General features: G+C 66.3%; 7 protein-coding genes and 1 tRNA gene. 6 read left to right on the top strand and 2 right to left on the bottom strand.

Features of this window, described 5'->3' with window-relative positions:
- Nucleotides 1-5 precede the first annotated feature (5 nt).
- On the top strand, nucleotides 6-3,281 hold the full coding sequence (locus tag FHU31_RS10135) for an ATP-binding protein (RefSeq protein ID WP_167157926.1): 3,276 nt from the start codon (nucleotides 6-8) through the stop codon (nucleotides 3,279-3,281).
- Here FHU31_RS10135 and FHU31_RS10140 read toward each other — a convergent pair.
- Nucleotides 3,278-3,940: a hemerythrin domain-containing protein gene (locus tag FHU31_RS10140; protein ID WP_167157927.1), complete on the bottom strand. Its 663-nt coding sequence runs from the start codon at nucleotides 3,938-3,940 to the stop codon at nucleotides 3,278-3,280. The genes FHU31_RS10135 and FHU31_RS10140 overlap by 4 nt on opposite strands.
- Before the next feature lie 74 nt (nucleotides 3,941-4,014).
- Here FHU31_RS10140 and pgm point away from each other — a divergent pair, with 74 nt between their 5' ends.
- The 4 genes from pgm (at nucleotide 4,015) to FHU31_RS10160 (ending at nucleotide 9,580) form a co-directional block, all read left to right on the top strand.
- Nucleotides 4,015-5,649, top strand: a complete 1,635-nt coding sequence (gene pgm / locus FHU31_RS10145; RefSeq protein WP_167157929.1) for a phosphoglucomutase (alpha-D-glucose-1,6-bisphosphate-dependent) — start codon at nucleotides 4,015-4,017, stop codon at nucleotides 5,647-5,649.
- A 96-nt stretch (nucleotides 5,650-5,745) separates the two neighbouring features.
- Nucleotides 5,746-6,999, top strand: coding sequence for an MFS transporter (locus FHU31_RS10150; RefSeq protein ID WP_167157931.1), 1,254 nt, complete (start codon nucleotides 5,746-5,748; stop codon nucleotides 6,997-6,999).
- Between the two features lie 55 nt (nucleotides 7,000-7,054).
- Nucleotides 7,055-7,130 (top strand) — tRNA-Ala (locus tag FHU31_RS10155).
- Between the two features lie 1,172 nt (nucleotides 7,131-8,302).
- Complete coding sequence (locus FHU31_RS10160; protein ID WP_167157933.1) at nucleotides 8,303-9,580, top strand: sensor domain-containing phosphodiesterase; 1,278 nt, start codon at nucleotides 8,303-8,305, stop codon at nucleotides 9,578-9,580.
- Between the two features lie 160 nt (nucleotides 9,581-9,740).
- On the opposite strand, the gene FHU31_RS10165 is transcribed toward FHU31_RS10160, so the two are convergent.
- The gene (locus tag FHU31_RS10165; protein ID WP_167157935.1) at nucleotides 9,741-12,089 is read right to left on the bottom strand and encodes an arylsulfatase; all 2,349 of its coding nucleotides are present in this window, start codon (nucleotides 12,087-12,089) and stop codon (nucleotides 9,741-9,743) included.
- Nucleotides 12,090-12,280: 191 nt separating this feature from the next.
- On the opposite strand from FHU31_RS10165, the gene FHU31_RS10170 reads away from it, so the two are divergent.
- A complete protein-coding gene (locus tag FHU31_RS10170; protein WP_167157937.1) occupies nucleotides 12,281-14,647 on the top strand; it encodes an arylsulfatase in 2,367 nt (788 codons plus the stop codon).
- The last annotated feature ends 97 nt before the right edge of the window (nucleotides 14,648-14,744 follow it).

Raw genomic sequence — 14,744 nt, forward strand, 5'->3', positions numbered from 1 at the left:
ACACCATGACGGTTGTGCGGATCTGTGTATTGGGCCCGGTCCGTGCCTGGGTCCATGGCGAGCCGGCGGGCAGGAGCGAAGCGACCGGGGAATTCAAGCCCGTCGATCTGGGTGGCCCCAAGCAGCGGGCGGTGCTGGCCCGACTGGTGCTCGCGCACGGCCAGGTGGTGTCGGTGGACCGGCTCATCGAGGACCTCTGGGAGGGCGAACCGCCGCCGAAAGCGCTGGCGGCGCTGCAGGCCTACATATCGCACCTGCGCCGGGTGCTCGAACCCGACCGGCAACGCCGGGCCGCCGCCCAGGTGATCGTCAGCGCCGCACCCGGATACTGCCTGCGGCTGCCCGACGACGCCGTCGATGCGTGGTCGGTGGAGGCGAAAACTATTGCCGCCGAGTCACAGTCGGATCTGCTGGAAGAGGTGCTCACCGAGTGGACGGGGGATCCCTACGTCGAGGTCGCCGACACGCTCTGGGCCGCACCGGAAGTCGCGCGGCTGACGGAGCTGCGGCTGTCGGCGGTCGAGTCCTACGCCGCCGCCCAGTCTGCCCTCGGTCAGCACGCGGTGGTGCTACGGGTGCTCGAACCCCATGCCCGCGACCATCCGGGCCGCGAGACCGCCGCCTGCCTGCTGGCCGCCGCCCAGTACCGGGCCGGGCGTCAGGTCGCGGCCCTGGAGGTGCTGCGTCGGACCCGCGACTACCTGACCGACGAGCTCGGGCTCGAACCCGGCCGGCCACTGCGTGATCTGGAGCGCGACATCCTGCGCCAGGCCGAGCACCTCGACCCCATCGCGGTCACGCCCGCCGCGGCCGCCCCGGTGGCCTCGGCGCCGACGAGGTCGCGGACCCGGGGCCGGGCCGGTGAACTCGCCGCTCTGGAGACGGCCGCCACCGCCGCACGGCGCGACGGACTGAAGGTGGTGTGGATCGGCGGCGAAGCCGGAGCGGGCAAAACCACCCTGGCGGACACGGCCACCGCCACGCTGCACCAGGCGGGGTGGACGGTGGTGCTGGGGCGCTGCCCAGAGGTCGACGGCGCGCCACCGGGCTGGGCCTGGACCGAGGTTCTCGACCCGTTCCGGTCGAGTATGGAACCTGGGCAGGCGGGCGCCCTGGCTCCACTGCTGCACGACGGCCCGGCCACCGACAGCGGCGCGTTCTGGCTGGCGCACACCCTGGCCGAGGTGCTCGGCAACGCCGCGACCGCCCAGCCCCTGGCGATCGTCCTCGACGATCTGCACCGCACCGACGGTCTGACCCTGGAACTGCTGCGCCTGGTCTCCGACCGGCTCGGTGACCGGCCGGTGCTCGCGATCGGCACCTACCGCCCGTCGGAATCGGGTGCCGAACTCGATATGGCCCGCGCCGCGCTGGCCAATCACACGGCCGCGCATCTGATGCTCACCGGGCTGGACGACGCGGCCATGGTCGAGCTGGCCACCGACTGCGGGCTGCCCGCGGTGACCGGAGCGACCCTGAAGTTGTTGCGGGACAGAACCGGTGGCAATCCGCTGTTCGTACGGGAGATGGCCCGGCTGATGGTTGCCGAAGGAGCCGACGCAGCGCACGGCCGCGTGCCGGCCGGGGTGCGCGACGTGGTCCGCCGCCGGCTGGCCCGGCTGCCCGGGCAGACCGCCACCGCCTTGCGGCAGGCCGCGGTGCTCGGCCGCGAAGTGGACCTGGATCTGCTGGAGGAACTGGCCCGCAGCGACGACGATCTGCTCGACGCGCTCGAACCCGCCGTACTGGCCGGCTTGCTCGACGAACCCGCGCCCGGCCGGATCCGATTTGCGCACAGCCTGATCCGCGACACTCTCTATGACGACACGTCACTGCTGCGCCGGACCCGGCTGCACGCCACGGCACTGAACATGTTGCGCGCACGCGGCACCGACGCCGCGTCGCTGGCCTATCATGCGGTGGCCGCCGCCACTCCCGAAACTGCCGCCGAGGCGGCAGAATTCGCGACCGCAGCCGCCCAGGAGGCCGATGCGGTCGGTGCGCCGGGCGAGGCGGCCCGGCAGTGGCGGGCCGCGGTGCGCATGCTGGAACTGGCGGCTGCGGATCCGCGGCGCGCGGTACCGGCCCGCTGCGGGCTGATCTCGGCGCTGGCCCGCGCGGGTGACGCCATCTCGGCGCGCGAGGAACTCAACCGCACCGTCACCCTCGTCGCCGGCGACGACGATCTGTTGGTGCGTGCGCTGACCGCGTTGGACAGTCCGCTGGTCTGGCGGCTGCGAACCGGCGATCACATCGACCCCGTCATCGTCGAACCGCTGCGGCGGATCCTGGCCCAGGACCACCCGCCGCCGGTGCGGGTCCGGCTGCTCATCACCTTGTTCAAGGAGGTCGAGGGCGCCGAGCACGAGGTGGCGATGGCGGCCAGCCTGGAGGCGCTGGAGCTGGCGCAGGCGCTGCATGCGGCCGACCCCGACGCACATGCCCGGCTGTGGTGCGCGGCGCTGAACGTGCGTGCCTTTGCCGCCCTTGGTCCGGATCTGGCCGATCAACGTCAGCCGATGGCTGCCGCACTGCTGAAGGTCGCACAGGATTGCGGTGCCGTGGACTATCAAGCGGTGGGGCACTGGCTGCTGTTCCTCGCCGCATCGGGCCGCTCGGATCTGGCGGCCGCGCTTGACCACGTCGATCAGGCCGTGGCCCGGGCCGGCACCGGTCAGCTGGCCTTCCTGCTCGGCGTGCTCGACGCCTATTCCGCCCAGTTGACGGTGCTGGCCGGACGGCCGGACGAAGGGGAGGCCCGGTACCTGGCCGCCGGTGTCAGCCTGGCCGAGCATGGGGTGGCCAACGGGGCGCTGGTCGGTCTGGTCGGACGGGTCAGCGCGGCGCTGAGCCGCGGGGACCTCGCGCCGATGGCCGATGAGCTGCTGGTGCTGCACCGCACGATCTCGGCGACGATGGCCGACGGCGCGGTGCTGGCGCTGGTGTCGGCGGGCAGAATCGATGAGGCACAAGAGGTCTGGGCCCAGCGGGTGCCCACCGAGCGGTCCTATTACTGGGTGGCGATGACGACGTTGCGGGTGCACGCCGCCGTGGCCGTCGGTGATCTGGCGGTGGCGAAGGCGGAGGCGGCCGAGTTGTTGCCCTACAGCGGGCTGATGGCCGGGCTGGACAACGGCACCCTGCTGACCGGGCCGGTGGACGAGGCGCTGGCCGTGCTGGCCGAGGCGACCGGCGATACCGCCGCGGCGGCCCGGTACCGGCGGGCCGCCGCGGAGCTACGCACGCGCCTGGCCGCCGAGGCCGCGCGGCTGCTCCGTTAACCGAACACTCTGCGTTCAAAGCGCTTGTGGCGCCGCGACATCAGCTTGATGAACCCGAGGAGCAGCGGATTCGCCTCCGCCGCCAGCTGCGCGTACTCCGCCTCGGTTGCCGCGCCGACGATGCGCGGTCCGTCGAAGGACATCCGCCCGGCGCGCTGGGCCGCCTTCTCCACGACGGCCCAGTCGGTGACCGACACATGCCGGCGGATCACGCCGAAGACGTCACGCTCCTCGTCGGCGATGTGTTCGCACACCAGTTGGTGCAGGTCGGCCAGCGCGGTGGCCAGCGGTGCCGCCGTCGCCGGGCCGGGCACCTTCCCGAAGGCCGTGGCCAGCGAGGTGATGCGGTCCAGTCTGGGGACCAGGGCGGCATGGTCGTCGGTGAGTTCGGACAGATCGACGAAACTGCCCGCCGAGGCCGTGACGATCGGCCACAGCACCTCGTCCTCGACGGTGTGGTGATGGTGGATGGATTCGCACAGCAGGTGGAGGTAGCGGGTGACGTCCTTCGGATGAGCGCAGGTGTGGGCCCCGCCGGCCACCGCGGCCAGCAGTTCGGCGAGCCGGCCGACGTCATTGATCATGGCGCGGTGGGCCATGGTGATGCCGGACAGGTCGGGTTCGGTGCTCTGTTGCGCGGATTTTGGTGAGCTGTTCATGCCGCATACGTTGTCGCGCGGCACTTGTGGCGCACTTGCGGCGGGCTTGCAAGATGTGCGGAACAATCGAGGACATGGCCCCCAATCCACGCGCCGGCAAGCCGGCCGATCCGTCCGACCTCATCGACATCGCACACGTGGTGACGGCGTACTACACCGTCTTGCCGGATCCCGACGACATCGCCCAGCAGGTCGTGTTCGGGACGTCCGGCCATCGCGGTTCCAGCCTGGACGGCGCGTTCAACGAGGCCCACATCCTGGCCACCACGCAGGCCATCGTCGAGTACCGCACGGCGCAGGGCACCACCGGGCCGCTGTTCATCGGCCGCGACACCCACGCCTTGAGCGAACCGGCGTGGGCGTCTGCGCTGGAGGTGCTGGCCGCCAACGACGTGGTCGCGATGATCGACGCCGCCGACCGCTACACCCCGACGCCGGCCGTCAGCCACGCCATCCTCACCTTCAACCGCGGCCGGGACACCGACCTGGCCGACGGTATCGTCGTCACCCCGTCGCACAACCCGCCCCGCGACGGCGGATTCAAGTACAACCCGCCCAACGGCGGGCCGGCGGATACCGATGCCACCGGCTGGATTGCCAATCGCGCGAACGAGATCCTGCGCGAGGGCATCAAGTCGGTGAAGCGGGTGCCGCTGTCGCGAGCGTTGCAGATCGCGCAGCGCCACGATTACCTGAACGCCTATATCGAGGACCTGCCCAATGTGGTGGACCTGCACGCCATCCGCGCCCAGGGCATTCGCATCGGCGCCGATCCACTCGGCGGGGCCAGTGTGGACTACTGGGGTGCCATCGCCGAACGGCACCAGCTGGACCTGACGGTGGTGAACCCGCTGGTCGACGCCACCTGGCGGTTCATGACGCTGGACACCGACGGCAAGATCCGGATGGACTGCAGCTCGCCCAACGCGATGGCCTCGCTCATCGCCAACCGCGACCTCTATCAGATCGCCACCGGCAACGACGCCGACTCGGACCGGCACGGCATCGTCACCCCCGACGGCGGCCTGCTCAACCCGAATCACTTCCTGGCCGTGGCCATCGACTACCTGTACACGCACCGGCCGTCGTGGCCGGGTTCGACGGCGGTCGGTAAGACGGCCGTCAGCTCGTCGATCATCGACCGGGTGGTGGCGGGATTGGGCCGCAAGCTGGTCGAGGTACCGGTCGGGTTCAAATGGTTCGTCGACGGGTTGATCAGCGGCTCAATCGGATTCGGCGGCGAGGAGAGCGCCGGGGCGTCGTTCCTGCGTACCGACGGCTCGACCTGGACCACCGACAAGGATGGCATCATCCTGGCCCTGCTGGCTTCGGAGATCCTGGCGGTCACCGGTTCCACCCCGTCGCAGCGCTACGCGGAGCTGGCCGACAAGTACGGTGCGCCGACCTATGCCCGCATCGATGCGCCCGCCGACCGGGAGCAGAAGGCGCGGTTGTCGAAGTTGTCGGCCGACCAGGTCAGCGCGACGGAGTTGGCCGGTGAACCGATCACCGCGAAGCTGACCACGGCGCCGGGCAACGGGGCGCCGCTGGGCGGGTTGAAGGTGACCACCGAGAACGCCTGGTTCGCGGCCCGGCCGTCGGGCACCGAGGACGTCTACAAGATCTATGCCGAGTCGTTCAAGGGGGCCGAGCATCTGGCGCAGGTGCAGCAGGCGGCCAAGGACGTGGTGAACGCCGTCATCGCCTGAACCGGAGTCCGGAGTGGTTGTCTTCTGAAGGTTGTCATCATGTGATGACGCACTCCAGCAGAGAGGCACCCGGATGTGGGTGCCTACAGTCAACGGGTGAGTTCTGTTACGGAGGACGACTGTAAGCAGCGGCTACCCGGTGAAGTGTGGGTGCTGATCACCGCCAACGCGGTCATCGCCCTCGGGTATGGCGTGGTTTCTCCCGTCCTTCCGCAATACGCCCGCAACTTCGGCGTCAGCATCAGCGCCGCGACCTTCGTTATCACCGCGTTCGCGCTGATGCGGCTGTGCGCGGCGCCGGCCAGCGGCCTCTTCGTGCAGAAGCTGGGGGAGCGGCGCGTCTACCTGAGCGGCCTGCTGATCGTCGCGGTGTCCACCGGGGTGTGCGCCTTCGCGCAGACCTACTGGCAGCTGCTGCTGTTCCGCTCGCTGGGCGGGTTCGGGTCGGCGATGTTCACGGTGTCCTCGCTCGGTCTGATGATCCGGATCTCACCGCCGGACGCCCGCGGCCGGGTGGCGGGGATGTTCTCCAGCGCTTTCCTGGTCGGGTCGGTCGGCGGACCGGTGCTCGGCGCGTTGACCGCAGGGCTCGGGCTGTCTGCGCCGTTCGCGATCTACGGGGTGGCGTTGGTGGTGGCGGCCGGGGTGGTCTGGGTCAGCCTGCGACACTCGCCGCTGGGGGCGCCGGCCGACCACAGCGGACCGACGGTGACGGTGCGCGATGTGCTCGGCAACCGCGCCTACCTGGCGGCCCTGTTCTCGAACTTCGCGACCGGGTGGTCGGTGTTCGGTCTGCGGATCGCGTTGGTTCCGCTGTTCGTGACCGAGGTGCTGCATCGCGGGCCGCGGATGGCCGGGCTGGCGTTGGCGGTGTTCGCCATCGGGAACGTCTCGGCGGTGATTCCCAGCGGTTACCTCTCCGATCGGGTGGGCCGTCGGGTGCCGTTGATCACGGGGCTGGCGATCTCCGGGGTGGCGACCCTGTTGGTCGGGCTGGCGTCCTCGCTGACGCTGTTCATGGCGGCCGCGTTCGTCGCCGGGGCCGCGGCGGGCGTGTTCACCTCGCCGCAGCAGGCTGCGGTGGCCGACATCATCGGCAGCAAGGCGCGGGCCGGCACGGCGGTGGCGACCTATCAGATGATGTCCGACGTGGGGGCCATCGCCGGATCCCTGGTGGTCGGGCAGATCGCCCAGTATCTGTCGTTCGGGTCGGCGTTCGTGATCAGCGGGGTGATCCTGCTGATCGCCGCATTGGGGTGGGCTTTTGCGCCGGAGACCCGTCAGATGACGTCGCAAGCACACACCCCGGCTCGTCCGCTCGGCCCGGAGGCGGGTGGAGAGCTCCCGTGACCAGCGGTTTTGAACCAGGGGTACGGGTGGTGTACTTTCGGTGAGCACAAGTTACGGGGCTATGGCGCAGTTGGTAGCGCACCACACTGGCAGTGTGGGGGTCAGGGGTTCGAATCCCCTTAGCTCCACCATGTGACGAGTCGAGACGTGGGTTACACGTGAGTCTCGTCATCGGTTACGGAAGACCCCGGCCATCGGCCGGGGTTTTTCTGTTGGTTGCGCCTTATGTCACAGCCAATAGTCCTGGTAATGCCCGAGGCTTCCAAGACAATGGTGTGCCGAAATTCCGTGGTATGTGCGCCGTGCCCTGCATTGATCGAAACCTCCGTCAAGATGGCCCGGGGGTAGAGCTTTTCCGAGCTTCACTTTCAGACTGCCGAAAGTCGGTCGCTCCGGTGAGTACCAAAATCTCCTGTCTCATGTGATGGATCCGAATTCAACCATTCGCGTCTTGTTCGTCATATTCAGCCGTCACGCACGCGCCTGGCAGCGTGTGGATGCATTGTTTGAGTCCGTGAGCGGCTTGAAACTGTGACCGACCAAAAGGCCCTCGACATAGTCCCTGGGCGCCCGAACAGAACGGCTAAGATTGTCGCTGCCGAGGCGCCCGCTGCTGTACCGGTGAGCACAGTCTTCATCAGCCGAACTATCCTTTCGGCCCAAGTGGGAATTCGCTCAAGAGAAGATCTTTAGCCGGCGGCAGCCGTTGGGGGAGGTGGTGCGCTCGGCGCTGTGATCGCCGCACCCGGCCCCGCACAGGCTGTCGGCCTCGGAGTGGGGTGCGGAAGAACGTGATCAGCAGCTCACTCAGCTTTCGGTGATGCGCGGTGCGGAGAAGTTCAGCACGCCCGAGTGTCATGAAAGCTGCTGCAGCTTTGAGGAGTTCGATGGTCTCCTCAAGCTCAATGTTCTTGCGCTCGAGCTCACGGACCTCTCGTTTGGTATCGGTGCGTACCCCGTCAGGCTGGTCGGCGACCAACCGCACCGCCCGGGCCTTGAACTCGTCGTCTTACATCTTCGGCATGATGCAAACACTCCTTCCCTCGAAAGAACGTGCGCATCAAACCCGGGTTAGTGCACAGTTCGTCCAGGCGTGACCGTAACGCTGCGCGCGGCCCGTTACTGCAGCGGCATCTACAGGCAGAAGACGGTTGTTTGACGGGCGATTTGTTTGTTACAAGGCGTTGCCGCCGATGAAGTGCGTAACCTGAGGGGAACCTGTGATGCCGCGGGCTTCGCTAAACCTCGCCCTATTACCGGAACTACTTCCAGCGGTTCGTGGCCGATGTGGAGGAAAGGCGCAATGAACCGGCTGGTAACCGCGCTGTCCACCTCGGTGGATCCAGCGTCACTGATGATCCGCGTCGCCGAGCAAGCGTGTGTGTTCATGGCCAATGCTGATGGTGCAGCCATCAACCTGCTTCGCGCCTCCGATAACGCCTATGTGACGGTTTCCGCCAGCGGCGTACTGACGTCGGCCTTGGGCTTCGTCATCCCGAAGGACCGCAGTTTGCAGGGCATTGCCGCGCGGGAGAAGCACCCGCTCCTGGTAGACGATGCACTGGTAGACACCCGATTGTCGCAAAGAGTCCGTGCGCTTAACCGACAATGGGGCACACGATCATGGGCGGTGATTCCGTTGATCCACAACGGTGCAGCCATGGGTTCTCTGATGCTGGCCGCGACAGTCCCGGGCGCGTTCACTGCTACAGATATCGACCCCATGGTTGCGGTCAGCGACTTTGTGTCGGCATTGATCGCCAGCCAGTCGGAACTCTCGACGCTGCTGACACACGCGATCGTCGATGGCCACGACCCTGCGGAGGCAGCCTTCACAGCTCGTTTCGTCGCATCGGTGATGGTGCCGGAGGCGGCCGAGGCCGAGGGACACCGGGTTCGACTGGACGCGCTCCTCGCGCAACCCGACGTCCTTCGCGTGGCGTTCCAGCCCATCGTGCACCTCGCGAGTCACAGGACGATCGCCTACGAAGGGTTGGCGCGCTTTCCCGCATCATCGGGACTGGCCCCGGCGCAGTGGTTCAGCACGGCGCGCCGCATGGGTCGAGGCCTCGACCTGGAATATGCCGCCCTGCGTGCCGTCTTGGCGGCCGCTCGCGGCATCCCGGCTGATTCTCCGATCGCGGTCAATTTGAGTCCGACCGCTGCACTGGAAGCGCCGATTCAGGACTTCCTGCTGGCCCAAGACCGAAGATTGATCATTGAAATCACCGAACACGAGCCGTTTCCCGATGGCCTCGCCGTGGGCCTGACGCACCTGCGCGAACATGGGATAGGCCTCGCAGTCGACGATGCGGGTGCCGGCTATGCCAGCTTCACTCAATTGCTGCGACTTCGTCCTGACGTCATCAAGATCGACGGTGAGCTCATCGCCGACATCGACAAAGATCCGGCTAAGCGGGCTATAGCCACCGCGCTCACCTCGCTTGGTACCGAGATGAACGCGACGATTGTCGCCGAAGCGGTGGAGACGGCAGGCCAGCTCCAGACCTTGATTCATCTCGGTATCGAGTACGGCCAGGGCTTTCACCTCGGTGCGCCCAGATGCCTGGAGAAACCGTGACATCGGAGATTGTGGTGAGCCAAGGGCCTGCCAACGAGATCCGATCGCACCATCGTTGTCAGTTGCGAAGAACGTGACAACCCCACACTCGTGGACACGCCTAGGCGGCAATCACATGCCGAAGTCGGACCGCACGCGTCGCACGTGAGCTCCTCATCGGCTACTGCAGGGCCATGGCTACTTTTGCCCGGGTGGCCAGATCTATGAAGGGTGCTCCGCTGATGTCGATGAGAACGCGTTTGATGGTGCCCGTGAAGGTGGCCGGGGACTGGTAGAGCGATGAGACCGGTGTGATCAGGCTGCAGCCGACGTCGAACGTCTCATTGACGGTGAAGCGGAATGGCACCTGCTTGTCGAAACGCCCTGTACCGATGGCTGTTTCGCCCAGTCGCAATGTGACGTCGCCGCCCGTTCCGGGTGTGGTCGCGTCGTCCACCCGGATCTCTGCCGATACGATGTGATGCCCCGGTGGGATCGGTGCGTCGGAGGTGACCCGGTACCGCTCCTCGTTGAACCAGTTGTGTTCCCACACCAGGTGTCCGCCGTGGATGAACAGGGTGTAGCCACCGGCTTCGCCACCACAGCTGACCAGCGCACCGTCGGCGCCCACGTCGGGGATGTCGAGTTCGACACCGATGGTGTGGTCGACGTTCTTGGTATTGGGTGCGGCCGGTTCCGGTATCCGGACCGTGCCGGGCAGGTACACAAAGCTGGTCTTGCCCGCCAACAGGTTCGGGCGCAGCGCGGCGTCGGCGCGTTCGGCGAACCGGTCGTCCAGCGGCAGGACGTTGTATTTCCTGGCCTCGACCAGGAACATGTCCTGTAATTCGTGCAGCTTGTCCGGGTGCTGCGCGGCGAGGTCGTCGGCCTGGCTGAAGTCGCGCTCGATGTCGTAGAGTTCCCAGGTGTCGTTGTCGAAGGACGCCGAACCCGTTGTCTGCCAAGGCAGCTTGCCATGGAGGCAGCCGGCGACCCAGCCCTCGTGGTAGAGCGCCCGATTGCCCATCATCTCGAAATACTGTGTGGTGCGCCGGCTTGCGGCGTCGGCGTCATCGAAGGTGTAGGCCAGGCTGACCCCTTCGATAGCCCGTTGCTCGACACCATCCACGGTTTTCGGCGCCACGATGCCGGCGACGTCGAGAATCGTCGGGGCGATGTCGATCACGTGATGGAACTGCGAACGCAGGCCGCCGGTGTCCTTGATCCTCTTGGGCCAGGAGATCACCACCGGATTGCGGGTGCCGCCGAAATGCGATGCCACCTGCTTCATCCACTGAAACGGCGAGGATCCGGCCCACGCCCACGGCACCGGGTAGTGGTTCTCGTGCTTGGCCGAGCCGATCTCGTCTATCAGCGGCAGCATCGTCTCCGGACTGTCCGGGAAACCCTGTTGGGTCTTCATGTTGTTCAGGGTGCCGGTCAGCGAGCCCTCGGCGCTGGGGCCGTTGTCACCGACGATGTAGACGATCATCGTGTCGTCGCGCAGGCCCAGCACCTCGAGTTGATCGACGATGCGGCCGACCTGGGCATCGACGTGTTCGAGGAAGCCGGCGTACACCTCCTGCATGCGGGCGTAGAGCCGCTTCTCGTCGGCGCTGGCGCTGTTCCAGGCGGGGATGCTGTCCGGTCGCGGTGTGAGCCTGGTGTCCGCGGGGATGACCCCGAGCTGTTTCTGCTTCTCCCAAGTCAGACGGCGTTGCTCGTCCCAGCCGTGGTCGAATTTGCCCTGGTAGCGATCGGCCCATTCGGGTGCCACGTGGTGTGGGGTGTGGGTAGCGCCGGGCGCCCAGTACACAAAGAACGGCTTGTCCGGTGCAACGGCCTGCTGCTCGGCGATCCAGGACACGCAGCGGTCGGCGATCGCCTCGGAGAAGTGCCAGCCGGGCTCGTCGGGTGGCTCGATCGGGGTGGTGCCCTCATACATCGGCGTGTGCCACTGATTGGCCTCGCCGCCCTGGAAGCCGTAGAAGTACTCGAACCCCAGTCGGGTCGGCCACCGGTCGTACGGTCCGGCAGCGGACAACTCGTAGTCGGGGGTGTTGTGCCATTTGCCGAAGGCGGCGGTGTTGTAACCACGCAGTCGCAGTGTCTCGGCCACGGTCGCGGTATCGCGCCCGATGACGCCGTCGTAGCCCGGATAGCCGGTGGCCAATTCCATGATCGTGCCGGTGTGCGCGCTGTGGTGGTTGCGACCTGTCAGCAGCGCGGCGCGGGTCGGCGAACACAGCGCGGTGGTGTGAAAACGGTTGTACCGCAATCCATCGTCAGCCAATCGTTGCAGCGTCGGCGTATTCACCGGGCCGCCGAACGTCGAGGTGTGGCCGAACCCGACGTCGTCGATCAGCACGACCAGCACATTCGGGGCCGCCTCCGGTGCCATGAGCATCTCGGGCTTTTCCGGAGTTGAGTCGGCGTAGGTGTCGCCGATCTTGCCGTCGAATGGCTTGGGGGGTATCGGCAGCACCGAGCCGTCGCCGGGTGCGGCGGCGCCTGATTCTTCATCTGGCATCTCGGCCTCCCCTAGCACCAGAGAATGGTCACCATCGGTGATTATGCAACTCCATGGACGATGCCGGGTTGCTTTGGACCAATGATGTCCGAGGACCCTGCCGTCTTCTCGCCGCAATGTCGAACACCGTCCAAACGGAGCGAGAAATTTGTACTGTGCAGTTGTCCTGAAGACCGACGAGGGGCGGCGACATGGCACTGACCGAATACCCATCAGGTACAACCTTTCCCGGCCGAATCGGTCGGACGATCGGTGAATCCGACCCCGCCTGGCCGACGCCGAACCGTTCCCAGCCGGGGGCCGCGAACGTCGTCTTCATCGTGCTCGACGACACCGGCTATGGACAGTTCGGTTGCTACGGCTCGCCGATCAATACACCGAACCTGGACCGATTGGCGACCAACGGTTTGCTCTACACCAACATGCACACCACGGCGCTCTGCTCACCATCCCGATCGTGCATGCTGACGGGCCGCAACCATCACTCCAACGCGATGGCCTGCATTACGGAGGGGTCTACGGGCTTCCCCGGCTCCAACGGTGCGATCCCGTTCGAGAACGGCCTCCTCTCCGAGATGCTTCTGCAGCATGGCTATGCCACCTACTGCATCGGCAAGTGGCATTTGACCCCGGCCGAACAAATCAGCGCTGCCGGGCCGTATGACCGCTGGCCGCTGGGGCGTGGGTTCGAGCGCTACTACGGCTTCCTGGGCGGCGACACCCATCAGTACTATCCCGATCTGGTGTTCGACAATCATCAGGTCGATCCGCCGAAGACGCCTGAAGAGGGGTACCACCTCAGCGAGGACCTCGCGGATCGGGCGATCAACTTCATCGCCGATCTGAAGCAGGTGGCGCCCGACAAGCCGTTCTTCCTGTACTTCGCCACGGGCGCGAACCATGCCCCGCATCAGGCTCCGCCGGAGTGGGTGGCGAAGTATCGCGGAAAGTTCGACGACGGTTGGGACGCATACCGGGAGAAGGTCTTCGCCCGGCAAAAGGAACTGGGGATCTTCGCCGACGACGTGGAGCTATCGCGCCACGATCCCGACGTTGCGCGGTGGGACGACCTGAGTGCCGACGAACAACGCTTGTATGCGCGGATGATGGAAGTGTTCGCGGGGTATTTCGAGCACGTCGACCATCAGATCGGCCGATTGATCGACTATCTGGAGAGCACCCGGCAGCTGGACAACACGTTGGTGATGCTGGTCTCCGACAACGGCGCGAGCGCCGAGGGTGGTCCACACGGGTCGGTCAACGAGAACAAGTTCTTCAACAACGTGCCCGATGACCTGCAGCAGAATCTCGACGCGATCGATGACCTCGGCGGGCCGAAGTACTTCAATCACTACTCGTGGGGCTGGACGTTCGCCGGCAACACCCCGTTCCGGCGGTGGAAGCGCGAAACCTATCGCGGCGGCGTCGCCGACGGCTTCCTCGTACACTGGCCGGCCGGAATCAAGGCCAAAGGCGAACTACGTCAACAATATTGCCATGTCATCGACATGGTGCCCACGGTGCTCGATGCTCTCGGCATCGATCCTCCAGCGGCAATTCGAGGCGTATCGCAATCAGCCATCGAAGGGGTCAGCCTGGCACACACATTCGACGACGCCCAAGCTCCGTCCAAGCGTCACACGCAGTACTTCGAGATGTTCGCGCACCGTTCGATCTATCACGACGGCTGGCGGGCGGTCTGCCCGTTTCCCGGAGCGTCCTTTGCGGAGGCGGGGGCCGGATTCGGTGCGGTCGAGCTGACCGAGGACAAGCTGCGCGAGCTCGACGCCACCGGCTGGGAGCTCTACCACGTCGACGTCGATCCCACCGAAACCAAGAATTTGGCCGAATCTGAACGTCCGCGGTTGGTCGAGATGATCGCACTCTGGTACACCGAGGCGGGCAAATACCACGTTCTGCCGCTCGACAGCAGAGGCACAATGCGCTTCGCCGATCCGCGACCGCAGATCAGTGCCGAGCGCGAATCCTACGTGTATTTCCCCGGCACACAGGCGGTCCCGGAGAACACCGCGGTCAAGGTACTCAACCGCGCGCACTCCATCACCGCCGAGGCCGAGCTGGCCGAGAACGACAACGGTGTCATCGTCTGTCAGGGAAGCAACATCGGCGGATACACCATGTTCGTTCAGGATGGGCTGCTGCACTACGTGCACAACTACGTCGGCGCACAAGAACTCCACGTGGTGTCGAATGCGGCGGTCGCACCCGGTCGGCACACGCTGCGTTACGAGTTCGTGCCCACGGGACCGCCAGATCTGTTGGCTGGCAGGGGTACTCCCGGTCATGCCCGCCTGCTCGTCGATGACGACGTGGTCGGTGAGGCCGACTTCCCGGTGACCGTTCCGCTGTCTTTGGGGATAGGCGGCGGCCTCGCCGTGGGCCGAAATCCGGGTTCGCCGATCACCACGATGTACGCATCGCCGTTCGCCTTCACCGGCACGATCGACAAGGTCACTATCAGTACCTCGCCTGCGGAACATCACGACCACGAGGAGGCCGCCAGAGCCGAAGCGCGCGTCGCCATGGCGCGTCAGTAGATCCGCGCCCGCATTCTTCTGCGACGAGGGGGTCACGTCCGTCCGATCCCCACCACACCAAGCCGCAGATGATCGGGGGCGGCTTCCAACGCCGAGC

Origin of the sequence: Mycolicibacterium fluoranthenivorans, from assembly GCF_011758805.1 — a bacterium.
GTDB lineage: Bacteria > Actinomycetota > Actinomycetes > Mycobacteriales > Mycobacteriaceae > Mycobacterium > Mycobacterium fluoranthenivorans.

Coding starts and splice junctions, on each gene's coding strand:
- FHU31_RS10135 (WP_167157926.1), top strand. CDS start 6: ATGACGGTTGTGCGGATCTGTGTATTGGGCCCGGTCCGTGCCTGGGTC.
- FHU31_RS10140 (WP_167157927.1), bottom strand. CDS start 3,940: ATGAACAGCTCACCAAAATCCGCGCAACAGAGCACCGAACCCGACCTG.
- pgm (WP_167157929.1), top strand. CDS start 4,015: ATGGCCCCCAATCCACGCGCCGGCAAGCCGGCCGATCCGTCCGACCTC.
- FHU31_RS10160 (WP_167157933.1), top strand. CDS start 8,303: ATGAACCGGCTGGTAACCGCGCTGTCCACCTCGGTGGATCCAGCGTCA.
- FHU31_RS10165 (WP_167157935.1), bottom strand. CDS start 12,089: ATGCCAGATGAAGAATCAGGCGCCGCCGCACCCGGCGACGGCTCGGTG.
- FHU31_RS10170 (WP_167157937.1), top strand. CDS start 12,281: ATGGCACTGACCGAATACCCATCAGGTACAACCTTTCCCGGCCGAATC.